Genomic DNA, 22,846 nt, shown 5'->3' with positions numbered 1-22,846 from the left:
ATGAAAAATCTATTAACCTTGGTCATATCTTTTATGTGCATTATTGCGGTATCATGTCAAAGCCCGCAGAAGAAGGAAATTAACAGCCAGATGCAGCAGAAATTTGGATGGACACCAGGCGTTGGTGCCACGTTTCTTTATCCAATGGAGATTTATCGCTGCCATTATATTTTTGCCGATAGCACTGGCACCGGACCGGTAGCCGACGAGATTGCTACCAAGTGGGGTGACGAATCGGGCATATCTGCGGTAGGAGAAGCGTTAGAACCGGTGCCGGTGGCCCTTGATATTACCTGGTTATCATTTACCGAAAATAAATTTTACCGTGGTTATTTTAAGCTCCCTTATCAGCAGATCTTTCATCTGTTTAAGGTAGGCTTTGATGATTATCAGTGGAATGAAAAAGACAAGCGATCCTTCGTACATCAGACTTATGACAAGATAATTACCGGTGTAGCTCCCGGCGGAGTGGTGGTGGTTTGGTTGAGTGGGTCGGGCTTCCAAACCGAAGTAGGGCGTTATCAGGCCCAGCCCACCACGGTAAATATGGCTGATTTTCTTGACCGGGACGATATCAAAATGAGTAAAGATGACTATGTTAAACAAGCATTATCCAGAAAAAAAGAAGTGACCGATAACGTGGCCAAAAATGGGATACCATTTGGACTATGGGATAAGTACCGGGAACGCTTTACCCTAAAAGCGCTGCCTGTATATGAGCAGCCCGCTACTATTAAAACAGCCAATATATCTTTTGAATTTTATAATGGAGAAAAAGATGTACTGATGGAAGACAGATTGAAAAAGATAAACTTTGCACAAAGCGCCCGTATAAAAGAGATGCGGGTAGTGTGGACGGATTCGATAGCCAACAAATCTGATGGCTATTCTCTTGACATTAATTTTGATGAAGTTGAAATATTTAAAGCCTATAAAGAGGTTTATGGCGATAACCCATACCAGGCAGGTGAGTTGCAGGTGCTGATCAGTAAAAATTACCGGAAGCAAAGCGTGGCAGGCTACCGGGTCTTTTTAAAATCGGGTAATAAGCAAGTAGAACTACTTAAACAAAAAGGCGAAATTTTCTATGACCCCATAAAAAACAAATAGCTATTACTTCTGAAGCGTTTTGCCGTTCTTAAATTTACCGATAGCGATCCACGCCAAGGCGATGCCTATGATAAAGCATCCTACAGTTGCAAGGCTAACTCCCTCTTTTTGGAAGCCCACTGCTGTGATATAAAGGAATACCAGACCACAAATCATTAAAAAGCTTGCCTTAGCTCTACGCTTTTTGAGTTGCCCGGAATCAAGTGAAATATTTTCATGAACTGATATATTGTCAGATCGATTTATGATGTGGCTGGCACTGCTATAGGCGGGTGAGTGATTTTTAAATTCGTTACCACAAAATTCGTCGGAGCCAACTAAACTATAATTAATATCCCCGTAAAAATAGCCGTTTACGCTTTCGGGGTTATTTTCTTTTATCGCTCTAAGCTCTCGCAAGATATTTTCGATCAGCGAATCAATATCCAAAAATGCAGTAAGTGATAACAGATCGATTTTAATAACATCCTTTTCGTTTAATTTCAGATCCAGGTAAGCGATGAAATCATTGTAAAGCGCACTGGTTTCTGGGAAATGGGTTGTAATGAATGGGAACACTGACCTGGCGTTAGTTAATGCGTCGGCTTTTAAAATAGTAATATTAGCGCTATTATGGTTGTCATGCTGGTCTTTTTCATTAGGTTCGTCGCTATTCAAAAGCTGACAGGCTTTTTTCATTTCCGGTATCTTTACCTGCAAATCATGATCCCGGATCAACGCCACCCAAAAGAAGGGAAGGACGTTATTAGCTTCAAAAAGTTCCACGGAGTTTGATGCCGAAGAATAAGTCAGATAGGTACGTTGTCCCATAAACTTGAAAATAATAAATGTTAATGAAATAACTTTTTATAAGCAGTTTATGTTTGCTATAGCGGCCTGCTTATCACCATTCAATATTACTTAAACCTCATCAATCAAAATATTGTTATCATCTAACACCAATGACTGTTTTGATAACACAAATTTGCATCAAAACCTTCTTTTATTTATCGGCATCATAACATCCAATATTTTTTAATGCTTAATGGTTTGGTCCACATTAATAACAATTGCCACCTGTTTTAGTTATTATTACAATGACGAAAATTAAATGGCCTTTTATATTGGCGCGACTGGCAGAACTAATTTCCTTCGGTGCTGCTTTTTGGTTTACCAATTTTTGGGTGATCAATTATGAAAAGAAACTGGATTCTTTTTCAACGCCGTACGATATCTCACTTCAACATTCTGATATCCTTTTCTTCTCAGCATTACTTTGCGTTTTTATAGGTGGGTATTATTTAATGGTTTTCTCCTTTAGAGAATATTATAAAAGATTTACCGTGCCGGATATTGATCTGATCAGCAGCAATAGTAAGATCATTCGTTTACGCATCGCATCGCTGGTTTGTATATTTATATCGTTAGGTATCGCCGGGGCTTGTGCATCAAATTTGCCAGATACAACCACGGCCATGATATTTGTGTTACCATCTTTTGCAATTGGTCCAGGTTTGGCTCCCTATTTCGTATTTTATAAATTGAATGACATCTTTACACTTAAATACTGTTTCGCGGTAACCTTAACCATATTAGCGATAACGTTCGTTGCAGGATATTTCCATTTTCCACCTACGCTGGCATATGTTTTTACTGGTATCCCGGTTTTTGCCGGGCTCACTAATAAATATGGGCAGGCCGACAGGTTCATCAGAACCGGAAAGACTAATCTTGATTAAATTTATGTTGAATTAACTTTCAAAATTTAAAAACTATGCATATCAATTTTCTTACTGGTGGTTTTTTAATTTTAGGTTCAGCGTATTTTGTGGAATTACTATTTTATCTTTTCGTGACTAGGAGATTCATAGCAAATGCTATCAAGACCAAGGCGAAGATTGTAAGCATTAAGCAAACGCCAGGACTCCGTACAAGTGTTTACACCCCAATTGTCACTTTCAACGATTTAAAAGGTACTATTTATAACGAACCAGCAGCTATGGCGGGGCTTCGTCAACTATAAGAGGCGTAAACCAGGTGGGTGACGAAATTAATATTCTATACAATAAGGATAACCCTAAAATATTTATTATGGATACATTGAAGGGCAAAATTTTTTATACCGTTAAAAAATCGGCTATAGTTTTGTTGCTGGTACTGGTAATCGGTGTTGCTATGCTATTTTATTTTGCAGGATAAGGAATGGATATTCATAAACTATTCAAATTCTTCGCACAAAGACACCGTGGTTATATTCAATGGTCTGCATTTAAAAGATATAAATATTTTATATAATCATGATTAAGATACTTTTAATACCCATGTTATTGCTGGCTGTTTTAGGCGCTGCGGTCTATTCCCTTTTTTTTAAAAACCGAAAACTGAAAACCAGCTTTAATCAGTCGGCTCCTGATACAGAAACGATTTTATTATCACCGCTGAGAATTAATATAATTAGTTTAGCAATGATAGGTGTAGGGGCTTTTTTTGTTTATGTTATAATTTCATCATTCCAATCTTTATCACCCGGTTTCCGTGATAGTATTACCTATATATTTTTCGGATTATTTATAATTACTTCAGGTATTGGAATTTATGGGATACGGTTATTTTTAAAACGGAATAACCTAATTCAATTACAATTCGAAAAAGATGGGATTAGATATCTTGCTGTAGACTGGTTTCCGAGCAAAAAGCGTACATTTTTTTTGCTCCTTAAACAAAAATTCATTTTTCTCGAGTATGTAAATATGCGAAGTATTGAAATTGACAAGTCTTTGTATTTTGGCAATTCAATTATTATCCGCACCACTTATGATTCTATCTATTTGCCTTTTCTTTACGAAAATAAAGGGCAAATGGAATACATCGCCGATAAACTTAAAAGCAAATTGATCAAGTAAAACATTAACATTAATAACGGACTCCGTCCCGGACTTTTTGAACTGTCATTCCTGCAAAAAGTTCGACCGCATTAACAAAATCAGCCAATTTATTAAAAACTATTTTTTTACCAGGTTTATATATTTTTGCCCGCAACTGGCAAACAGAAGGTAGTTGTTCATGGAATTACCGTAATTCTGGATCATAATTCCAGATTCCGACCATACGCCCTCAATCGCATTGGGTAATTTAAATTTTTCATTCTGGGCATTTCGAGAAACATAGCCATTATTTTCGGCCCATTTAACACCTTTAAAAACAATTCCAAGTTCCTTAGGGTCATCTGCTTTAGTGATCTTTACTTTTCCATGGACGATTTCCCCAGTAATATTAAAAGCATAAAAATATTGGCCTTTCACATTTTTAATTTTCACAGAAAGAGCGCAGTTTTCTGTTTCGCCGTCCATTGGTTCAGATACATAATAACCTTCCACATTTTTGCGCTCATTATAGCGTTTTGTGAGATTCCTATTTTTAGTGGCGTAAACGACATTACTATCTGCTGCTTCTGCCGAATTAAAACTACTATTTGTGAGAAACAATAAAAAAATAATGATTATAAATATTTTCCAGCCTAAAGTTTTTGCAAATCCGCCCATTATTAATCAACTGAGTTAATCGCTTTTAGTTTGCTTTCCAAACATCTTTTCAAAATCAGCGTTGCTTTTTACATGCGTCAAATAAATGCCAATTGAACCACGTAAATCTTTTTCCATTTTGACATGATTATCTGGATAAACTCCATCACTACTTAAAAAGGTAATATATGTTTTATGATGCTGAAGATCATTCCTGCTGAAACTGAAAATTGGCACCGGCTTTTGCGCCGTACCATAACTGGCATCTGCAAGTTCTTTTGAATTTACCGATGCGGTAATATGCTCACCCTTATTAATCTCTTTTATAAATTCCGAATATATATATGAGTCAGTAGCACTGCCAGTAATAAATTCAATTACAAAGTATTTTTTGTAGTTAAGTGTCACTTACCCCTTTTCAAAACCAGCAGCCATTAAAATTGTTGGTTATAATAACACTTGAAATTTTGTCCTATACACATACAAAAGCAAAGCAGCGTTCCATTCCATCGCCCGACCAACTAACTCCCTTCAATATCAAAAAAGCAGGCTGGCATGGTTTTATAAGAGGGCAGCAGCTTACTGATCAGCCAAGTATATACAAAACTATGAAAAAGTCAATTATCATTTATCCTCTCTTTGCGATCTTATTCGCTGCATGCTCGCCTGCCCCGAAAAGGTTGACCACAAATTTTCTTAATGCGCTCCAGTCCCGGCAGTACGACAATGCAGAAAAACTGGTGTCACCGCAGATCCGTGAGCAGATCGCCATCATTCGGCAAGACAATGCTGCGCTTTTTAACGGGCAGGGATGGAAATATTCCGTCATTGAAAATAACGGCGGCGGCCCTATCAGCTATAAAATCATTTTAAATGACGGAACGGAGATTTGGCAAATAGCAAGGCTAACACAAACTACGAAAGACTGGAAAATCGAATCTATCGAGACCCAGAAGATTTCTTACAGCGCCACAGCCATTAAGATGCGTGAATATTGGGAACACGGTAAGCAGGCGCTGATCACACCGTTAGATCTTGAAGACATTACCAAACAAAAGCTGGAAAACCATATCGGGCAATTCATTATGGTTTCGGGTTACCTGTGCACGTTCGAAGATAAAAACAAACAGATCATGATCCGCCTGGGAGCTGAAGACCGGGTGCCGCTTTTAGCTGTGAGCATTACAGGACCGGCTGCAGACAGCGCAAAAAAAGAACATGCAATTTACAGCCACATCGATTCGATGGTCGAATCGCCTTTAGGAAACACTTTTACAGCGATTGGTTTGCTTCAAAGATCAGGCGGCAAATTTAACATGGCCATAAGTAAGCCGCAAAATAGTGTCATCGGCCGGTTTCTACGCTACGAAAAAACCGCACCAGTCGCGGATATTTCTGGAACTTATGAAGAAACAGAAGGTTGCGGCATAGTGGTCATAATTACTAAAAAAGGCGCAGGTTACCAATACCAATTAACCACACCTGAACATACCTATAAAGACAAGTTCTCGCTCGATCAAAGCGCGGGTAAAGTAAGCGATATCTTGTTCGGGGGCATTACTTATGCCGAATCTGACGGGGACAAAAAGAGAATAGGCCTGGGTGGCCAACTGAGCGGTGATACCATTACTATCCAGAATTATGGTAATTCAATGAATTATTATGTGGCGCTGGGCGACTGCTCCGAAAAATATATCAGCCTCGTTAAAATTAAAAACCAAACAGGTTCTCATTAACGCTGTTGTTAATTACAGATCAATGCTAAAGCCTATGAACCTGTTAAAAGCTTATTCTTTCTTACTTTTGTTGATTGCCCAAGCCGCCTGCGCCCAGAAACCCGATCTGGCGAACATTAAATTCACCGAACACGCCAGTTCTTTTTTAAAAGGAATTGCCGCCGAAAAAAACAGCGAAGGAAAAGGCCTGATCAGTTACCGGATCACCAACCCCGGTAAAGTTACAATTGCCGGAGCCGTAATTGACCATAGTGTAGAAATAGGTGCTCAAAATGATATCATCGCTTATTACGATATCGCAATCGACAACACCGTGACAACCAACAAAGTGCTCAATTACCTGCTTGCCACCTATAAAGCGCCAACCAAAAAAATGCGCGACGATGGTAATACCCGCGCTTATTACTGGATCTCGCCTACGCTATTTATCAAATTTATGTCCGGCGAACAATCGCATAGCGGCAAAAAAGAAATCTTTTCCTTGATCCAGGTCGGCGCTATCAAAGCCTTCACCGCTTTCGCCGATGCGGATATTACCCGAGTCTACCACTTTATTACAGGCAACGATGAGCCGGTAAAAATTTCAAAGCCTAAAGCCTCAGTCAGCCATTTACAACCGGACTACCATGTGGCTTTCAGCAGTAAGGCCTGCCGGTTTGTGATACTCGTTAATGATGTACCGGCGTTCAGCCATACCGACAAAGGAGATGCGGACAGCGAGGTACCTATCAACCATCTGATTTTACACAGCGGCCCACAAACATTAAGCGCGATGTTGTTACCCCTTAAAGGCCAAACCAAACTAAGCCCGGCGGCTTCCTTACAACTCAAGGTCACCAGAATGTTTGACGATGCGCCCGACGAAACAGGAGTTCCCATCGCCAGTTTTCCTGCTGTAAAAAACAGCCAAAAATTTACGTTTAATGCCCAAGTGCCTTATACCCTGGCAGGGTGGCAAAAGGGTGCCGACCTGAGCCACCTACCTGCATCGGAAGTAATTTCTGCTTATCAGCGTGTTATGAGCCAGCTGCAAAAGAAGAATTTTAGCGCTTTCGAGCAGTCAATGGCCTTGAAGTTACGTGAGATAGAAAAGGCGACCTACACTACGGCGGCTGATTCGCATAAAGAGTACCAGAATATCGTGTTGTATCTTTCCCGGCCCGGTACAGCCTTAAAGTTTGATACCAGAACCGCCCAATTACGTACTTATGGCAATGGAAAGATCGTTGCTCTGGTGCAACCAAACTTTGAACCCGCTTTACATGCGATGAATGCCAAAGAAGGCGAAGACTACCAGATACCCCTGCTCTTTTTTAAAAAGAGTAATGCTGAACCTTTAACGCTGATCAGATAATGGGAGTGCAGAAAACCAACGTTCCATCCCAAAGCAAAAACAGGCAAATGGACTTGCTGATGGTGAAAACATTGCAGGGATTTGCTATCAACTAACTTTTTATTGCGGTCTTTTCAATCAAACAGTTTTGTCTAACACGAGTTATATGGTCAGCTATGACAACCTATCAAAAAACCAGCCTGATTTCCGTTGATGAAGCCCTTTCTATAGGACGGAAGATGCTCTTTCTACCACGCATCCTGATGATGGCGGGTCTGTTTTTCGGCATGTTCTTTTTAGCAATGATCGGCATAGCAATAGTTGAAGGGCCGCCTTTTACTACAAATGCCTGGCTGGTCTGCGCTGGCGCAATATTATTTTGCTTATTGGTGTGCTTTTATCTGCCATTCTTATATTGGAGCAAAACAACAACGCGCTGGAAGTTATGGGCCTTTGACAATGTTGACGATGTACACGAGCTGAGGATTATGGCCGCACAAGCCCATTTGTGCCCCGTTTATGGCAACATAATGGATAAATTGCAGATCCAGTCACGAGAAGAACGCGAGCAATGGCGAGCATTGCAAGACCGTTTTAGTTTTCGGGCGGATTTTAAAGATGATCCTAATATCCCAGCTATTACCCAAATATTCTATTCTAAATTGCATATGATCATTAATATCCTGTTTGGGTTACTATTCGTTGCCATTGGTTGTGTAATTGGTTACTTCGCTATAAAAAATAATGCAGAATTAAGTTTGAAACTTATAGCAATAGTAATAGCTATTGCTCCGCTTTACATGATTTTCATAGCACTTAAAAGGATGTTTAAAAAAGATCCCGAACTGGTGTTTCATAATCAGGGAATTACCACAGCGCAGACCGGTTTCCTAAATTGGGACCTGATCTTTAACGAGCAGGTGACAAGGACAGACCAGGGTAAAAGAGGCGTAAAATATACCTTGAGCTTTCAGCATCCGGGTGGACTCGTCAATATTGATATCAGCGATTTCGATATCAGTAAAGGCCGGCTGGAAAGATTGATCCGGGTTTATAAAGGACGCTTTAACGCGGCCACGCGCTAAATCATAGGATTAAAAAATAAAGAAAAACGACCACATCCGGCTATGCCATTTGCCGCGACAACCCCAGAAAGACGCAGGCATTTGAATCCTTCCGAAGGATTTCCGACGTGTTTAATCCTTAGGGTCAGCTGCCCACAATCGGTAATCGACCGTTAAAACACCCCTTTCTCCATTTCCTTACAACTTTAGTTGTGCCGGCTTGTTGTGCATCAGCGGGCAGACCGTAAATTTGACAATACATTCAGCATGAAGACTTTTACCTTAGTTACCTTTTTGTTTACGCTTGGCTACCTAAATCCGGCAAGTGCGCAGAAAGCCTATGACCTCATTAAATACCAAGCTTCCGTATATGGCAACAAAACGACCTTGCAATTAGCAGATGGCTATCTGCTTGCCAGTAAAGTAACTATTCATTCAAAATTTGGCGATCAGGTTTTTTCACCTCAAGCTAATGAGCCTGATAACCAAGGTAACCTGCAATTGAGTTTTGTTAAGGGAGGCGGTAGATTAAAGGACAACAAAGGATCTTGGATGCTCCTGAAAAATTTAAATGGGCCGGAGTACCCCTTGCAGATCAGCGCGGTTTATTGGGATGGAAAAATGAAAAAGGCGGTGGTCTTTAAACAGCAAAACTAAGTAAATGAGGTATTTAATCTTGTTGATATTGATCTGCTTAAACGGATATTTATTGTTTTTCGCGTCAAAGAAATATGAACGTCCGTTCCTGCTGAAAGCTTTTCCGGCCTTAATACCCGTGATCATCATTTTATTCTTGGGATTGGGCTTGGTGGTCAAGTTGCTGCATATTCCCATGAAGTACGTTACTAGTGAGCGATTAATTTCGGCTATGATGTCACTAATCGTCATTTCTATGATCAACTTTGCCAACCAGTTCTCTTTTTATATGGTAGATGCAATAATAAACTTTCATCAAAAAAATAATGCCGCCAATGTGGGCAGGCAACCAATTAAATTCTTCATTGATCATCAAATCCGGTTAAAGCAGTTTGCTACGGTGATCTGGTTCTTAGGTTCTGCACTAATGCTCTATGGCATTTGGCTCGGTGACCCACTAACAACAGCATAGGAGGCAATAGATTAGCGCCTTAACAGCCTAACAAAAATAAGATCGAAATTGTCAATAAAGGGTCTCAACTTTCGATAGAGCATTCTGTTTTTAATTAACCCGAAGACTTAAATTACCGCACGATGATGGTATCGGTTGTCTTCAGCTTAAGCCCATTCTTAGTGTATAGCAGTTTCCTTACCGACATTTTTTTCGGGTCTTCCTTTATCCGTTCAAAGATTATAGTGGCTAATAACTCGTCGTTATAATCTATAAGATGCCTGTTTTCTTCCTCTCTGGCGGACTCATACAAATGATCCCTGTAATTGACAAACATCTTTTTTTCATAAAACAGATAAGTAAGATTTTGGATATGATCTATACTGCGTGTTGAAAAACTGGACGTTGCAAAGCTGTCCAACTTTGTTAGCAGCTCATTATCTGCTAAATCATCATAGTTTGATATCTGATAGTACTGCATCACATCGTTCGTGCTGAAAAATTTTGTATTCAACCCTTTACCGGTGATATATTCATGATTAAACTCTTCATCGATGGGTTGTATAACCAAGCCTGCTTTTGGGTTACAACTATAAATTAAAGATAGCAATGCAATTGCCGCATAAATTTTAACTGATCTTTTTCGCATTGTGTGCATTTATCATTTATTTAATCGCAGGTGCCGAAATCAATCAGCAAGTTTCCATCTTTCTTCCACGTCACCCATCCCTCCGCTGGCGTGAATTTACCGTCTGGCCCATCGCAGTCTTTATTAGATTTTATCTTGATTCGGTCGCCATCCACTTGGGTAACATCAAATGCCATATCCTTATACTGCGCTGACCCGTTCAGTAAATTGCAGTCTTTTAGCTCGATGGTTTGGGAGCGAACATAATCGTCCCATTTTTGATAAGTATACTTGATACCAGCTTTTTTTACCATCAGTTTTTTTTTATTAGCGTATATAATCAAGTAATCTTTATCGGTATCAATAGCCTCCGCATCAAAGTCAAACTGAGCGAAATCAGCTTGAGGCACCACACGGCGGGCCAGTAATTTTTTTGGCATATCCATAGTATAATAACTTCCGTCCTCATTATATAACAGGAAGCCAAAGGTTGACAGATCGGGATAGAAAATATCAAGCCGGTCATTTATTTCGAATTGGAAGGAGACAATCCCGGATCCGCGCATCTTATCCTCTGTGTAGGTGCTAAAAACATCAGGCTCTTCGTATACCAGTGTTTGCCCGGCTTCGCATGGTCTGCTTACTGTATCGGCTGCTTTGTCCGGGGCTGGAACACTGGCGAGCACGGCGGTGGTATCCTTATTACTGCCCGAATGCTTACCGTTGCTGGTGCAAGCGTTTAGCACGGCCAGGCTTATTAAGAACAAAATTGCTTTACGCATCGTTAAGTAATAGATTTTTAAGGTCGATCATTTGTTATAAGTATTTCTATAACCAATGAAAGGTATTATAGTTTGGAAGGTTTGTACGACGTACAAACTAAACAGCCGATACCGGGCGGCCACCTCGCTAGGGAAAAGACCGCTAATATCAGCAGCTCTTTTATTTAAAATTTCACACGCGGCTTTTATGAACAATGCGCAGTACCATCTGTTATGGCTATTCAACTTCACAAACTACACCGTCATACCCTATGAGTGATTTGATCGAAAAAAGAGCTGACGGTACGACTGTTGTTTACATCGCTTTATGGCGCTATTTATTTTTCGGGTTGTTATTCGCCTTAGCGTTTTATGAGCTCCTATCTATTGTCGTGAATTTATACAAGGAGCGGCCCGCAGACTTTTGGCAGCATTGGAGCCAAACGGCGGAGTTAATGTTGGGGCCTTAGTCGGAGCGATCGCACTCGCGGTTTTCGCTTATTATTGGATACGGAAGGACTTTTATAAAAAGATACAGTTAGAAATCGGCCGCTCGAGCCTGCGCTATCTGAGTGGCGGCGTACGCGGCGGGGTGTTATTTTCTGACACTTATCGCAGCATAAACTACCATGATATTAAGGACATGAACATGAAACAGGAATTTTTCACGAATGGGGTCGTTACTATTCAGACCTTATCAGAAACGCACCGGATCATTCTGATGCTGTCTGAAAGCGAAAAGATACGCTGCTTAGATGTCATCAGGGGCGCGGTAGAGGCAGCAAGAACGCAGATCTGAAATACAAGGGTTATTTGTTTGAAGCGGTGCGGTAAAACTAATAAGTGTAAAGATGGTTATAATGACAACCATGATCAAAACCTGCTATAGTTTATTCCTCCTAATCTGCCTAAACAGCGTAAGCGTGGCCCAAACTAAAGATACTTATTATGGCATGGTTATTACCAAAATTACCAACGACGGCTCGTCGCGCGACACCACCAAGTTGCTTTATTGCCGTAATAAATCCGGCAGTCTTCTTTCTGCCTACACAGTTCGGGGCGGAATAGTTGCCGTGGGAACTGCTTACAGTATACAGGCTGGAAATGACGGCCTTTACTTTTATTCGCGACCAAAACTTTCCACCCAGTTAACCCCTGATAGTTTACGGATTGATTTTAAAGACAAAGAGCATATTGTGTTGATCAACAAACACGATAGCTATAGCCTCTATCCAACTTATTACACCAGATTTAAAGAGGTAGTCGCATCCAAACATTCCGTAATAGCCTTATTGGGTTTATTGGAGGATGGGATCGGCGACTATCCGATCGAAGACGCGCTTCCTTTATTAGGATATACTCCGCAACTTGATAAACATATACTAAAAGCTAAAGTTGTGACGCAACGTAGTCAAGCAGACATGGTGGATACATGGGTTTGTACTTACCGGTATAATAAAAGCCACAAGCCTATTGCGGTCAGCGCAGTTGATGGGGAATTGATCCGCTTTAGTAAAAAAATCTTGTATAAAGGGGCTAATGTCGCTGTTATTAAAACCTACCTTAATATAGAAGACCGGCAAGTAACCGATAGAACGATCAGCTACAATCCAAACGATCGGTCATTAATAAACTGTCAGAAGCATATATTGGAAACCGGCAAAAACCGAGAAACAGATCTATCATCCAGTTTTACAAAACACGATTTGGGCATGTTCCGGAAAATAGATCCTTCACCCGCAGAAATTTTAAACTTATTTAAACCAGCAAATAACAATGGGATTACTAAAAAATACGTTGATTAGCCTAACATTGCTTCTATTGATAACAGCCTGCGGCCAAAGCCCGCAAAAGGCCATTATTAAAAACACTGGGCCAATTGATCTTTCCAAACTACTGTTAACGGAAAACACATTAGGTATGATGACTTCCCAAGGCGTTAAACGGGAAACGAAGGATTCTTTGGATAAAACGCTGTTTGGACTGGAAGTTTTTAAAACCAGTGATCCTAAAGCCATGCACTTTGGCGGGGAAGATTTTTCCGGCCAAACCGGTAAAGACAGAAATTACGTGTTGTTTCATTATTATGAGAGCAGCGACAGCCTCGCTTTTTATGAACTGAATGTTTACACTAAGCCACAAACGAATGCTCTGATCAGCCAATTAGAAAAGCACTACGGTAAACCCATCTTCCAAAAGGTTGGTGCGCAGGACGGGGATTATGATCTGGACGAAAAGGGTAATATGGTTAAACCTAAACCGGATGATAATTACGCTTATCGGATTTGGTTAAATAAGCAAACTGGGATCACTTACTTTTTGATATGCAATGGACACAATGTTCAGATTAGAACGCAACTGATTGCTTTAAAGCGTTCGGAGCAATCTGGTAAAGCTTGGGTCAGTTTAATGTCTTTAGATTGGTTTGAAAAAAGATAAACAGTGATCAATTGAACTATCTTAAATCTACTTACATCCCCGGCGAAAGCAACCCGGTTGTACATTTAAAATGTGGCAACCTGCGTACTGGTTTTTTGGCCCTGAGCCTGGTGTTTTGGCTTTTCATACTAATCTTTGTTTGCCATTTCGCGGCGTATAGCGCCACACCTCATTTATCTATACCTGCTGAGGCCATTATCAAATTTTTTAGCCAACCCAAAGCGATGATGACCGGGCCGGTTATTATATTGGGCACATTAATGTATTTCGCTTACGGCCGTAAGAGGCTCGTTTGGGATAACGGGCTGATCATTGATGATAAACGCATAGATGTAGACCAATACCAGTTTAAGTGGTTATTTACCGGCGTTAATTTGATTTACCTGCGTTCAGGCAGCAAGTTGTGGATCGTTTATCCGGTCACATCGCAGGATAACGTAAAGTTTAAAAACAAAGCGGTAGTGCAAAAGGAAATGGCCGAGAATGAAGTACAGGTAAAAGTTTTTAAAGAACAACTCGCCAATTCAGGCGCAGCAGCACATCGCTTTTGGTTTTTTACCAAGGGCTTTGTTATTTCTTTTGCGATACTGTTGGCGGTTATGGCTGCAGTTTTATCGGGTTTGTTCTGATCTGCATTTTTATAAGATCTATAATTTCCAACTTTTCCTGGTCATTTAGCACACCCAATGCAACTAATGGAACTATACCCGACTCCAGGGTTAAAAACAGTTGCCCGCCCATCCAAAAACTTTTTTTGTAAGTTATATCTCTGATAGCCGAATAAGGCCTGAACGTTAATGGGCCTGTATCCATAGCAACTTTACTGTATTTACTTCCTTTGGGAATTTCGCGATAGTAAAATCCTTCATTATCCAGCTTTGCACGTTCCACGCCGTCAGCATATTTCAGGTATAAGTAACCACCCGCTATAAAGCCGGCTTTAAATAAAAGGAAAAGTATAGAAGTGAAAAATTCAAATACCCCTTCAAAGCTAATGAATACCCTTTGTAAATTTTCCCACAGAGAGCTGTCTAAATCAATCCCCCCGAAGGTAATACCCAAACCAATGATCATTAAGATCACCCCGATGGTGATTGACCGCCACGGTGGAAGGTAATAATTTTTAGTTTCTTGTTCCATATTTGATAATTAACTACCCGAATTAAACCTGCCGCGATAAACCCGAATCAACCGCCTGATATAAGCCAGCTATTTTTTGTAAATGCGGGGCCATCCATTAATGCCATAATTAGTAATGCGATCGGGAACAGAAAGAAAAACAATCCGGCTATCATCAGTATCCGGGGAAGCAAAAGCATACTGCGGCCTTTAGCTACGGCTTCATCTACTGATATTAATTCGGATTTTTGGTAGGTAGACATGTACTTAACTACAACCCGACTTAAACAAAACGGTTTTGAATTGTTATTAGTAGTATGAAGGATATTATTGCTATCTTCTTATTTACCAGATCTATTTACAGTTGGGTGTTTATTAATTTTACAAATGCAGCCGGCATAGTTACCAGCGGGTACATGCCCTTGTCGGCTTAAAAACAATAATGATGAGTTTAATTTTGTTTAGGATCGCTTTTTTTTGCCTGGTACCTATAGGGATATTTGTTTTGGTTAAAACTATACGCCTGCTTAAAGGTGTTTTTAGCGGGGAGGTTTTAGCAGAATTTTCATTTACGCAAAAGGAAACTGTATTTAAGATTATTAAGCCTGGTGTGTATGCTATTTGGCAAAAAGGGCAACTATTCCAGCGTACGCCTGTAGATAAGTTCAAATTGGAGCTGACCAGAGAACCTTCGGGAGAAGAAGTGGCCTTACCGAAATCTTTTTTTAGTCCCCATTTAAATGGAATGGATACCGCGCGTATGGAGATGAACCGTTTTTCGGCTGATAGCGGCACCTACAAGCTGAAGGTTATTGAAGGAACCAGCGCGTCTTTGTTCGAAAAATTGTTTTCAAAACATTTTCCTGCCAAGAATTTAAATTATACCCAGTACTTCATCCAAGTGCGGGAAAGCCGACCTGTTTACTATATTATTGCCGCCATTCCCTTGTTTACCATTTCGGCGTTCTGCATTATTGGCGGGTTAGTGGGTGGGTTTTTGGCACCTCATATTTTAAGCGATATGGGTGTTGCTTTTAGCAACTAACCTTCCTATTATGGTACACAACAGCAAACAACCCTACATTTTTGAGTTAGTAAAAGAAAAGGCAACAGTATCTATCACAGAAAGAGTAATAAAGGAGCTTCATTGGCAAACGTTAGTGATATATATCAAAATAACCACAGCACCTGATGACGATAGCAACATTGAATAAAATAATACGCGCTAGAAGCAGGTTAAATGTTTCTGAGAACTGCTTTTGGAAAAAGCAGATGATAAATTACCCGATACTTGTTTCCATCTTTTTCTGTGTACTGCTTTTCTCCGCTTGCGAAGGGCAGCAACCTAAGCAAGACGATCCTCAAATTTTCACCAAAGATGCTGATGTATATGTTGCAGGTGATGAAAACAATACGGCGACTTACTGGAAAAACGGGAAAGCTGTTCATCTTACTAATCCAGACAACTTTTCACATGCATCTGGAATAGCCATATCTGTTAATGACGTTTATGTTTCCGGCTATCAAACAAATAATAAAGACTCTGCTGCTAATAACAGCACTTCTCCAAATACAGTGGTTGTAACACCGGGCAGCGTTAATCTCCCGAGAAGTGGTACTATAGCGGGTTATTGGAAAAATAAAACATTTGTAAAGATAACGGATGGTGCGGTGAATGCAGATGCTTCTGCGATTGCAATTTCGGGTAAAGATATTTATATAGCAGGCTATGAATGTAACGGGCGAAAGGCCTCGCCCGGGTCAGACGACTTGAAAAATGCCGTAGCAAAATATTGGAAAAATGGTGTTCCCGTAGTATTAACCAATGGCTCAAACCCGGCCAAGGCTACGGCTATAGCGGTAACGAATACAAATGTATTTGCCGTTGGTTACGAAGAATTAGGGCCGAACCATTTAAGAGAAGCGCGTTGTTGGATGAATGGTAAACAAATAAACCTGAAAATAGATAAAAATTTAAATCATGGCTCAGATTACTCTGAGGCGAACGCTGTTTTTGTGGATGGCGACAACGTTTACATAGCCGGCACAGAATCCGGTCTGGCTGCATATTGGAAAAATGGCATCCCTGTTAGGTTAGTTAACAGGGCTAAAGGCCAACCCGGGCAAGTGGATGATATAATTGTATCAAGTGCGCACGCTATAGCAGTTAGCGGGAAGGATATTTACGTAGCAGGTGCGCAAGATACCTTGGCATCAACAAACACAGTAGCAAAATATTGGAAAAACGGCCGGCCAATTTCGTTAACGCATGCCCCGCTAGATTTGAAGAGCAATGTATTTATCGCCCTAAGCGGAAAGGATACGTACTTAGCATATAGCTTGCTGGATGGATCTGATGAGCGCAGCACCATGCTTTGGAAGAACGGCCATAACCAAGCGATGAGCAGCACGGTAACAGCAGTAAGTGCGTTATTAATTATCAAACATCCTTAAAAGAAACGTTATCTTGCTTCCATTACGCTACTGGCCAAAATACCGAAAATAAAAGTTATGGCAGCGCACATTAAAGCTAAATCATAATGTTACGATGGTTACTGAAGCTTTGAATCAGCTGCTTTGTTAAATAAGGGGGATTGATGATAGTGGGCTAAGAGAAAGTCTTTACAATCCATATGATATGGCACATCGGATGATATAGACTACGTAATGCTTTTACATTAACTTACAATTTATTCATGCCCACAGAAAGAGAGATTAAGTAATTATAACTATGGTACACAGTAGCGAACAAGCACTCCAGGTAGCACGTGCAATACTTGAAAAAAACAGGATCAAGCATATTTCGGTGGACGCTCCGCGGGAAGAGCTAAATTTCCAATTTCTGGATAGCAAATTGGTGACAGATGCTTGGGTCATCTGCTATACTTATATGGTTTTTCAGGATGAAGATGCATTTATTTTTTTGGATGACCGAAACGATTTGAAACTGATATATGTTTTAACAAAGCACGATTACGTGATGTATGATCAATAAAAAAACCGTTATGTATAAAGAGGTAAAAACAAAAAAAGAGTATCGGGATCTGATGGAATACATGTTAACTGAGACGGGTAGTTTAATTGTTAGGTTTCCACAAATAGGAATATATAAAAGTATTTTCGATCAGTTACAGGACATAAAAAAGACAATAATAGTAGAAAAAAAAGAGCTCGATGAAGACGAAACGGATGAGCGGTATAATTTAGGGGGAATGATCTCGAAAAATTTCAACTCAGAAACTGAATTGTACGCACGTAAATTGGAAGACTTATTTGGGGCAGCATCAGAGTACTACAAATTGCCTACAGAATAATAAATCTTAAAACCTGCTTTGACTGTCCATTTTGATCGTATGAATATCTTGATCTTACTAACACAAACACAACTTATAATGATGTTGAAATAAGTTGGCAAACGCTTCCTGTAGAAGATTTTTTACACGAAATCGGCCGGAAATACCGCCAGGTTAAATTACAAAAGGGAATTAGTTTATACGTTATTGATGATATAGGTATTAGATTTTGGGGGTTAAATAATAAAATACAGCAAGCGGAGCTGATTTTAAAAAAATGTGAAGCTGATTTTAAAGACCCCAATATGCCAGACAACGAATACAGCGGAATAATTACAATTAATTACTGTGAGTTAGCGATGCCATTGACAATAAAATACTTTAAAAACAACCAGCACATCCAATTGATACAAGATACAGATAGCTTGAAATATGGGTTGAATATTTACTTCGCTTATTTAGGTGATAGGAAATTTTCGCTATGGGCTGATAAAAATAATGAAGAAATAACGTCCCTCTATTTTTAATTATCAAATTTCAATTGTTAGGCTTTGGGATAAACCGGCTAAGGACAGGGCTACTAAATTATGATCACAACATACTAATTAAATTCTTGAAGCAAATCTGCATGTACAATTTTAAAGAGTCAAACAATGAATATATTGATATATTATAAAACGCAATAAGTTTAACGGAAGACTATATTAAGCAACTGCCCGAAATATCGCTTTATAAATCTATTTTAACGCAATTACGCTATGTAAAATCAATAGTGGTAGATGAAAATAGAAAACCAACAGAAGATGAGGTTGAGCCGGTTACCTTTGGAGTAATTGCCATTAAAAACTTTGATGAAGATGATGAGCCATATCGAACCATGTTGATCAACCTTTATGGTGATTTTGAAAGGTTCTCTGAAGAGTGATCGGCTGTTCTATACCATAACGGCACAGTTGCTTAATTAACAATAAGCCCCCCCCAAAAAAAATAATGAGCACAGTATTAAAATCCACATTACACAATATAGTTATAGAACTTACCGGTTGGGATGAGCCTACTAACGGACGAATGCTGCACACGGCCAATTTGCTAATTAATGGCCAAATAGCAAACGCTACTTATTTTGATGATTGGAACAGGCTTAACGAACAATTAGATAGGGTTACCATAGACTCAATTGACGGGAAATTTGTTTATATCCCTGCTGAGTCCGGTGGGTTCCTGATCGATACTATAACTTTAAAAAAGGTTAGCCAACCGTACAAAGACTTATCAACCGTTAAGTTTATTGGCAACTCCTTCTTTAACGAAACTTTGATAGTGGTTTACACCGATGAAATTGTATTATTCAATACAACAAGCGGAAAGCCGGTTCACGTAAATTTCAATAAAGGAGTAATAAGCTGGGCGGAAGTTGCAGAAGACGGTTATCTTGTGATAACGTATACTGATCAGTTAACGAAAAGGCAATTAACGGACAGATTCAGAATCAACGTAGCTTAAGAAATTTTCCTATCTATAATGAAGTCTACTATGAATAAAATAAAACAAGATTACTTAACAGCATTTGAACGCCTGGCAAGATCAAAACTCGAACATAATGGCTACGTTTTTAAATTCCTTCCTGAAGAAGTGGAAAGCTCGTCAGGTTTTAGAATTTTGATTTCAAAAAACGGGGATGAATATTTGCTTTTCTTTTCTACCCATCATCTGGATCTTTCGGATGGTGTAATGGTTTGCAAAACTGATGATCGCAAAATCCATTATGACAGGATCGTGCTGCCATCTTTACCCTTGAACAAAAATCAGGATTTTCGTTATGGGTATAGCGACGACGAGATCGAAAGAATTACAGCGGATATTTGCGCTTTATAACACCGTCCAATATCTTTTAAAAAAAGGTTTAAATACAAAATTATTACACGTAGAATAATGAATCAATCGATTCCGCTTGAAACCATTATCAAGTTATCCAAATGGAAGATCGTTTGGCTTATAGCCATGTTTATGGTGGCAATTGGCGGCATTGCTTCATTAATTCAGGGCGGCAGTATCCCGAAATATATTTTGGCGATCGTAAGCATAATAATAGGATCAGGCTTGGTTTATGCAGAATACAGGAACCTGCTGGAACTTAATAAACCACAACTGATCATCAGTACTAAAGGCATTCAAACCAGTGATGATGAATTTCATCCATGGCAAACAATCAGCAATGAAAAATTAATACCGCTGGGCTCGATCAAGCCAACCTGGTTCCTTTGGTTTGAATCGCCTGGCGGGAACCGGAAAATTCATTTAGACGGATTAAATAAAAGTCCAAATGAAATAATGGAACTCGTAAAGTTGTATAAGGCACTGGCTTATTCGTTGCTAGGAAAGGAAACTGATGACCAATAAGAAAGCTTTGCCTGTGATAATCATTGTACCATATCGCCTATTATCGTCGCAAGGATAGTTATTCGTGTAATTATAACCATCACCTTATTCATAGGCAATGTTTTAACCGACTCTAAAACCCCATAACATTTGCGCTATTTTGTTGTTAAGCTTACCATGACCAAAGCCTATTATTTTCCGACCGTAAGAGCGATCATTACCGGGATACTTCTGCTTTTGATAGGGTTGTCTCCCATTTACGGCGTAATGCTTATAGATCATTCCGTAACAGCAGGTATTGTGTTTTTTGTACAGGGATTTTTCAGATTTCCTGAAATTATATTGGTAATAATTTTCCTGGTCATGATCATTTCAGGTATGCTCTATCTGATAAATGCCCGCAAGATATTACGGTTAAAGCTGGAGGAAACAGGCGTTTACTATATGCCCTTTGCGGAAAGTGCCCACGCTAAATATAAGCCTATATTTAATATGTTCTTTTTAAAAGAAAGGCTAAAGTTTATTCCTTACAGCGATATTACCTGTGCAGAATATAAAGTAGATAAGTGGTGGGGCGATTTTGTAAGTATACAGCTAAAGGACGGACAGTCGGTACGGTTACTTTCAGCGCCTTTTAGTATGGCAGATAAAAAAGAAGTAGTCACCATAATCAATAGCAAAACTAATGACAGAGATCAACTACACGTTTAAGGATAAAGTACTGTTCTTTCTAGTCCCGATGTCTTATCCCCGGATGTATGCCCAAAGTATTGGTGCAGTGGTTATAATATTAACCTTATTTGTTTGGAGTGACGATCAGTTGCGCAGGCAACTTTCAACTAAACCGATCAGTGGTATAATAACGGATATTAAAATAGGTAGTAAAGGGGGCAGTGTCGGCGGTAAGTATAGCGGACGAAGCACTTACTATCATCTTCAAATCGCGGGTTATAAACGTAATTTCGAGTTAGAGGATGCCAGCGTATTTGAAAACTGGCAGTTTGATGAGAACGACTTTAAGAAGGGCGATCAAGCCTCATTTTGGATCATGACGGTTGAAGAGCCAAACCTACAAAAACCAACTGAATATTTGATACAACCCAATATTGACTGGCCACAGGAATCGTCCAGCATCAAAATTTATGGATTGAATATTAATGGTAAAAGGGTACTATCTGCTAACGCTACAATAAGGGGCCAAACTTATGGCCGCTGGTTTTGGTTAATGGTTCCCTTGTTTATGTATGCCTTCTTTTGTATTTTGATTCGCACGCAGTTAAAAAACTGGACTCAGTCCGCTGAAAATGAAGACCTTGACCGTATGATCTAACTACATAGCAGCATGAGTTAGATATCACAATTATTTTAAATCAAGTATTTAATAATTAATACATGGAAGAACCTGTACATACGCTATCACTCGAAGGCCTGACCAAAAAGCAGCGCCTGGTTATTGCATTTGAAACTATAAAACAACTGGGCTGGCGCATTAAGTTCGTGTCGGATGCCGGTGTTATTGCGTACACAGATAACAGCAGCTTTCGAGTTAAACCCTTATCAGAATTTTGAATTTTTTTATAAAAAAATATCGGTAAAACAAATCGTCTATTAATTGTTATATAAAGTAACTCCTATCAATTAGCGAATCGCTTAAGACTCTTCACCCACTTATCCGGCTCATTTTGAAATAGGCTTAATGCCTTTTACTCATATTCTTTCTTTAAAATTAATTTATAACGATGATAACTATTAAAAATGTACATCCTCTAAGTCCTGAGGAACTTTACCATATTTTAAAAAATGATTTCACCAATGAGATCAATTCCAAACTGAACTCGAGCCTGAGTATAGAATTTGCGCACGTTTATGACGTGATTAATATTTCCTTCCCGGAAATTATAGAGGGGACAGTATTTACTATCGTCGTTAATGACAATGAAATTGAGTTAACAAATAATGGTGACGATACGGAATATAATACCGACCTACTTGAACAGCATCTTGTTGATTTTCTGCAAGTGAAATGCAGTTAGGATGTAGTCTCTATTTATAACTAAAACTAAATATAGTACGACTTGTACTTAAAACATTTTACTAATATATACCGTCATGAACGAGAATAAAGAAGACTACTCAGTCCTCACACATATTAAACAACTTACTGAAAAAGAAGAATTTTTATATGGTAAAACAGATTTAACTGATCAGGATGTTAAGGATCTTCATACTGTCAAATCTGAACTTGACCAATACTGGGATCTGCTTCGTCAGCGGCGTGCATTTCGTGAGGTTGGAGACGACCCGAACAGGGCTCAAATGCGTTCGAGTGATACTATTAAGCATTATAAAGAATAAGAAGTAAATTATTTATGGTTTTTGCCTGTGGTAAAATATAGT

At 39.4% G+C, this 22,846-nt stretch carries 31 protein-coding genes; 25 read left to right on the top strand and 6 right to left on the bottom strand.

All coding sequences use genetic code 11. The annotated features are described in order from the left end of the window. Window positions 1-1,110, top strand: coding sequence for a DUF2931 family protein (locus ACVWYN_RS10880; RefSeq protein WP_457288886.1), 1,110 nt, complete (start codon window positions 1-3; stop codon window positions 1,108-1,110). A gap of 3 nt (window positions 1,111-1,113) precedes the next feature. Here the strand turns inward: ACVWYN_RS10880 and ACVWYN_RS10875 are convergent, their stop codons facing one another. After that, window positions 1,114-1,920, bottom strand: coding sequence for a hypothetical protein (locus tag ACVWYN_RS10875; RefSeq protein WP_457288885.1), 807 nt, complete (start codon window positions 1,918-1,920; stop codon window positions 1,114-1,116). 266 nt (window positions 1,921-2,186) lie between these two features. Between ACVWYN_RS10875 and ACVWYN_RS10870 the strand changes: the two genes are divergently transcribed. Next, window positions 2,187-2,828: a hypothetical protein gene (locus ACVWYN_RS10870; protein WP_457288884.1), complete on the top strand. Its 642-nt coding sequence runs from the start codon at window positions 2,187-2,189 to the stop codon at window positions 2,826-2,828. Window positions 2,829-3,386: 558 nt separating this feature from the next. After that, window positions 3,387-3,992, top strand: a complete 606-nt coding sequence (locus tag ACVWYN_RS10865; protein WP_457288883.1) for a hypothetical protein — start codon at window positions 3,387-3,389, stop codon at window positions 3,990-3,992. A gap of 99 nt (window positions 3,993-4,091) precedes the next feature. Here ACVWYN_RS10865 and ACVWYN_RS10860 read toward each other — a convergent pair whose 3' ends face one another. After that, window positions 4,092-4,631, bottom strand: a complete 540-nt coding sequence (locus ACVWYN_RS10860; RefSeq protein WP_457288882.1) for a hypothetical protein — start codon at window positions 4,629-4,631, stop codon at window positions 4,092-4,094. Window positions 4,632-4,646: 15 nt separating this feature from the next. Beyond that, entirely contained in the window at window positions 4,647-5,018 is a 372-nt protein-coding gene (locus ACVWYN_RS10855; protein WP_457288881.1) for a hypothetical protein, read from the bottom strand. Window positions 5,019-5,218: 200 nt separating this feature from the next. On the opposite strand from ACVWYN_RS10855, the gene ACVWYN_RS10850 reads away from it, so the two are divergent. From ACVWYN_RS10850 to ACVWYN_RS10830, 5 genes are all read left to right on the top strand, one after another. Continuing rightward, entirely contained in the window at window positions 5,219-6,346 is a 1,128-nt protein-coding gene (locus ACVWYN_RS10850) for a hypothetical protein (RefSeq protein WP_457288880.1), read from the top strand. Window positions 6,347-6,380: 34 nt separating this feature from the next. Beyond that, on the top strand, window positions 6,381-7,700 hold the full coding sequence (locus tag ACVWYN_RS10845) for a hypothetical protein (RefSeq protein ID WP_457288879.1): 1,320 nt from the start codon (window positions 6,381-6,383) through the stop codon (window positions 7,698-7,700). Between the two features lie 155 nt (window positions 7,701-7,855). Continuing rightward, window positions 7,856-8,764, top strand: a complete 909-nt coding sequence (locus tag ACVWYN_RS10840) for a hypothetical protein (protein ID WP_457288878.1) — start codon at window positions 7,856-7,858, stop codon at window positions 8,762-8,764. Window positions 8,765-9,010: 246 nt separating this feature from the next. Further along, window positions 9,011-9,400 (top strand): hypothetical protein, encoded by a 390-nt coding sequence (locus tag ACVWYN_RS10835; protein ID WP_457288877.1) that lies wholly within the window; start codon window positions 9,011-9,013, stop codon window positions 9,398-9,400. A 4-nt stretch (window positions 9,401-9,404) separates the two neighbouring features. Then, window positions 9,405-9,851, top strand: a complete 447-nt coding sequence (locus ACVWYN_RS10830) for a hypothetical protein (RefSeq protein ID WP_457288876.1) — start codon at window positions 9,405-9,407, stop codon at window positions 9,849-9,851. A gap of 112 nt (window positions 9,852-9,963) precedes the next feature. Here the strand turns inward: ACVWYN_RS10830 and ACVWYN_RS10825 are convergent, their stop codons facing one another. Beyond that, entirely contained in the window at window positions 9,964-10,479 is a 516-nt protein-coding gene (locus ACVWYN_RS10825; RefSeq protein ID WP_457132151.1) for a hypothetical protein, read from the bottom strand. 20 nt (window positions 10,480-10,499) lie between these two features. After that, window positions 10,500-11,240 (bottom strand): hypothetical protein, encoded by a 741-nt coding sequence (locus tag ACVWYN_RS10820; RefSeq protein ID WP_457288875.1) that lies wholly within the window; start codon window positions 11,238-11,240, stop codon window positions 10,500-10,502. Window positions 11,241-11,643: 403 nt separating this feature from the next. On the opposite strand from ACVWYN_RS10820, the gene ACVWYN_RS10815 reads away from it, so the two are divergent. From ACVWYN_RS10815 to ACVWYN_RS10800, 4 genes are all read left to right on the top strand, one after another. Further along, window positions 11,644-12,018, top strand: a complete 375-nt coding sequence (locus ACVWYN_RS10815) for a hypothetical protein (RefSeq protein WP_457288874.1) — start codon at window positions 11,644-11,646, stop codon at window positions 12,016-12,018. Window positions 12,019-12,142: 124 nt separating this feature from the next. After that, on the top strand, window positions 12,143-13,024 hold the full coding sequence (locus ACVWYN_RS10810) for a hypothetical protein (RefSeq protein WP_457288873.1): 882 nt from the start codon (window positions 12,143-12,145) through the stop codon (window positions 13,022-13,024). Next, complete coding sequence (locus ACVWYN_RS10805; RefSeq protein WP_457288872.1) at window positions 12,996-13,658, top strand: hypothetical protein; 663 nt, start codon at window positions 12,996-12,998, stop codon at window positions 13,656-13,658. Before ACVWYN_RS10810 ends, ACVWYN_RS10805 begins: the two co-directional genes overlap by 29 nt. A gap of 11 nt (window positions 13,659-13,669) precedes the next feature. Then, complete coding sequence (locus ACVWYN_RS10800; RefSeq protein ID WP_457288871.1) at window positions 13,670-14,287, top strand: hypothetical protein; 618 nt, start codon at window positions 13,670-13,672, stop codon at window positions 14,285-14,287. Here the strand turns inward: ACVWYN_RS10800 and ACVWYN_RS10795 are convergent. Further along, window positions 14,256-14,798 (bottom strand): hypothetical protein, encoded by a 543-nt coding sequence (locus ACVWYN_RS10795; RefSeq protein WP_457288870.1) that lies wholly within the window; start codon window positions 14,796-14,798, stop codon window positions 14,256-14,258. The genes ACVWYN_RS10800 and ACVWYN_RS10795 overlap by 32 nt on opposite strands. A gap of 421 nt (window positions 14,799-15,219) precedes the next feature. Between ACVWYN_RS10795 and ACVWYN_RS10790 the strand changes: the two genes are divergently transcribed. The 13 genes from ACVWYN_RS10790 to ACVWYN_RS10730 all read left to right on the top strand — a co-directional run bounded on the left by ACVWYN_RS10790 (window position 15,220) and on the right by ACVWYN_RS10730 (window position 22,804). Then, complete coding sequence (locus tag ACVWYN_RS10790) at window positions 15,220-15,822, top strand: hypothetical protein (protein ID WP_457288869.1); 603 nt, start codon at window positions 15,220-15,222, stop codon at window positions 15,820-15,822. 146 nt (window positions 15,823-15,968) lie between these two features. Further along, window positions 15,969-17,231 (top strand): hypothetical protein, encoded by a 1,263-nt coding sequence (locus ACVWYN_RS10785; RefSeq protein ID WP_457288868.1) that lies wholly within the window; start codon window positions 15,969-15,971, stop codon window positions 17,229-17,231. Window positions 17,232-17,508: 277 nt separating this feature from the next. Beyond that, window positions 17,509-17,772 carry a hypothetical protein gene (locus ACVWYN_RS10780; RefSeq protein ID WP_457288867.1) on the top strand — a complete coding sequence of 88 codons (264 nt, stop codon included), beginning with the start codon at window positions 17,509-17,511 and terminating at the stop codon, window positions 17,770-17,772. Between the two features lie 10 nt (window positions 17,773-17,782). Beyond that, window positions 17,783-18,091, top strand: a complete 309-nt coding sequence (locus ACVWYN_RS10775; protein WP_457288866.1) for a hypothetical protein — start codon at window positions 17,783-17,785, stop codon at window positions 18,089-18,091. Window positions 18,092-18,752: 661 nt separating this feature from the next. Continuing rightward, complete coding sequence (locus ACVWYN_RS10770) at window positions 18,753-18,995, top strand: immunity protein Tsi6 family protein (protein WP_457288915.1); 243 nt, start codon at window positions 18,753-18,755, stop codon at window positions 18,993-18,995. 65 nt (window positions 18,996-19,060) lie between these two features. After that, the gene (locus ACVWYN_RS10765; protein ID WP_457288865.1) at window positions 19,061-19,573 is read left to right on the top strand and encodes a hypothetical protein; all 513 of its coding nucleotides are present in this window, start codon (window positions 19,061-19,063) and stop codon (window positions 19,571-19,573) included. A 30-nt stretch (window positions 19,574-19,603) separates the two neighbouring features. Beyond that, window positions 19,604-19,945, top strand: a complete 342-nt coding sequence (locus ACVWYN_RS10760) for a hypothetical protein (protein WP_457288864.1) — start codon at window positions 19,604-19,606, stop codon at window positions 19,943-19,945. Window positions 19,946-20,002: 57 nt separating this feature from the next. Beyond that, a complete protein-coding gene (locus tag ACVWYN_RS10755) occupies window positions 20,003-20,470 on the top strand; it encodes a hypothetical protein (protein WP_457288863.1) in 468 nt (155 codons plus the stop codon). Window positions 20,471-20,599: 129 nt separating this feature from the next. Beyond that, window positions 20,600-21,160: a hypothetical protein gene (locus ACVWYN_RS10750; RefSeq protein ID WP_457288862.1), complete on the top strand. Its 561-nt coding sequence runs from the start codon at window positions 20,600-20,602 to the stop codon at window positions 21,158-21,160. After that, a complete protein-coding gene (locus ACVWYN_RS10745) occupies window positions 21,135-21,779 on the top strand; it encodes a hypothetical protein (RefSeq protein ID WP_457288861.1) in 645 nt (214 codons plus the stop codon). The genes ACVWYN_RS10750 and ACVWYN_RS10745 overlap by 26 nt, the downstream gene beginning before the upstream one ends. A 62-nt stretch (window positions 21,780-21,841) precedes the next feature. After that, entirely contained in the window at window positions 21,842-22,018 is a 177-nt protein-coding gene (locus tag ACVWYN_RS10740; RefSeq protein WP_457288860.1) for a hypothetical protein, read from the top strand. A gap of 170 nt (window positions 22,019-22,188) precedes the next feature. Then, window positions 22,189-22,482, top strand: coding sequence for a hypothetical protein (locus tag ACVWYN_RS10735; protein WP_457288859.1), 294 nt, complete (start codon window positions 22,189-22,191; stop codon window positions 22,480-22,482). A gap of 76 nt (window positions 22,483-22,558) precedes the next feature. Beyond that, window positions 22,559-22,804 carry a DUF2630 family protein gene (locus ACVWYN_RS10730; protein ID WP_457288858.1) on the top strand — a complete coding sequence of 82 codons (246 nt, stop codon included), beginning with the start codon at window positions 22,559-22,561 and terminating at the stop codon, window positions 22,802-22,804. Window positions 22,805-22,846 lie beyond the last annotated feature (42 nt).

Source organism: Pedobacter sp. UYP24, assembly GCF_054057295.1.
The sequence above is the reverse complement of the archived record's forward strand: the minus strand, read 5'-3'. Positions and strand labels throughout refer to the sequence as shown.

Coding starts and splice junctions, on each gene's coding strand:
- ACVWYN_RS10850 (WP_457288880.1), top strand. CDS start 5,219: ATGAAAAAGTCAATTATCATTTATCCTCTCTTTGCGATCTTATTCGCT.
- ACVWYN_RS10840 (WP_457288878.1), top strand. CDS start 7,856: ATGACAACCTATCAAAAAACCAGCCTGATTTCCGTTGATGAAGCCCTT.
- ACVWYN_RS10740 (WP_457288860.1), top strand. CDS start 21,842: ATGGAAGAACCTGTACATACGCTATCACTCGAAGGCCTGACCAAAAAG.
- ACVWYN_RS10860 (WP_457288882.1), bottom strand. CDS start 4,631: ATGGGCGGATTTGCAAAAACTTTAGGCTGGAAAATATTTATAATCATT.
- ACVWYN_RS10805 (WP_457288872.1), top strand. CDS start 12,996: ATGGGATTACTAAAAAATACGTTGATTAGCCTAACATTGCTTCTATTG.
- ACVWYN_RS10775 (WP_457288866.1), top strand. CDS start 17,783: ATGTATAAAGAGGTAAAAACAAAAAAAGAGTATCGGGATCTGATGGAA.
- ACVWYN_RS10820 (WP_457288875.1), bottom strand. CDS start 11,240: ATGCGTAAAGCAATTTTGTTCTTAATAAGCCTGGCCGTGCTAAACGCT.
- ACVWYN_RS10730 (WP_457288858.1), top strand. CDS start 22,559: ATGAACGAGAATAAAGAAGACTACTCAGTCCTCACACATATTAAACAA.
- ACVWYN_RS10760 (WP_457288864.1), top strand. CDS start 19,604: ATGAATAAAATAAAACAAGATTACTTAACAGCATTTGAACGCCTGGCA.
- ACVWYN_RS10790 (WP_457288869.1), top strand. CDS start 15,220: ATGATGAGTTTAATTTTGTTTAGGATCGCTTTTTTTTGCCTGGTACCT.
- ACVWYN_RS10780 (WP_457288867.1), top strand. CDS start 17,509: ATGGTACACAGTAGCGAACAAGCACTCCAGGTAGCACGTGCAATACTT.
- ACVWYN_RS10765 (WP_457288865.1), top strand. CDS start 19,061: ATGAGCACAGTATTAAAATCCACATTACACAATATAGTTATAGAACTT.
- ACVWYN_RS10835 (WP_457288877.1), top strand. CDS start 9,011: ATGAAGACTTTTACCTTAGTTACCTTTTTGTTTACGCTTGGCTACCTA.
- ACVWYN_RS10880 (WP_457288886.1), top strand. CDS start 1: ATGAAAAATCTATTAACCTTGGTCATATCTTTTATGTGCATTATTGCG.
- ACVWYN_RS10755 (WP_457288863.1), top strand. CDS start 20,003: ATGAATCAATCGATTCCGCTTGAAACCATTATCAAGTTATCCAAATGG.
- ACVWYN_RS10735 (WP_457288859.1), top strand. CDS start 22,189: ATGATAACTATTAAAAATGTACATCCTCTAAGTCCTGAGGAACTTTAC.
- ACVWYN_RS10870 (WP_457288884.1), top strand. CDS start 2,187: ATGACGAAAATTAAATGGCCTTTTATATTGGCGCGACTGGCAGAACTA.
- ACVWYN_RS10865 (WP_457288883.1), top strand. CDS start 3,387: ATGATTAAGATACTTTTAATACCCATGTTATTGCTGGCTGTTTTAGGC.
- ACVWYN_RS10830 (WP_457288876.1), top strand. CDS start 9,405: ATGAGGTATTTAATCTTGTTGATATTGATCTGCTTAAACGGATATTTA.
- ACVWYN_RS10845 (WP_457288879.1), top strand. CDS start 6,381: ATGAACCTGTTAAAAGCTTATTCTTTCTTACTTTTGTTGATTGCCCAA.
- ACVWYN_RS10795 (WP_457288870.1), bottom strand. CDS start 14,798: ATGGAACAAGAAACTAAAAATTATTACCTTCCACCGTGGCGGTCAATC.
- ACVWYN_RS10825 (WP_457132151.1), bottom strand. CDS start 10,479: ATGCGAAAAAGATCAGTTAAAATTTATGCGGCAATTGCATTGCTATCT.
- ACVWYN_RS10875 (WP_457288885.1), bottom strand. CDS start 1,920: ATGGGACAACGTACCTATCTGACTTATTCTTCGGCATCAAACTCCGTG.
- ACVWYN_RS10745 (WP_457288861.1), top strand. CDS start 21,135: ATGACAGAGATCAACTACACGTTTAAGGATAAAGTACTGTTCTTTCTA.
- ACVWYN_RS10785 (WP_457288868.1), top strand. CDS start 15,969: ATGACGATAGCAACATTGAATAAAATAATACGCGCTAGAAGCAGGTTA.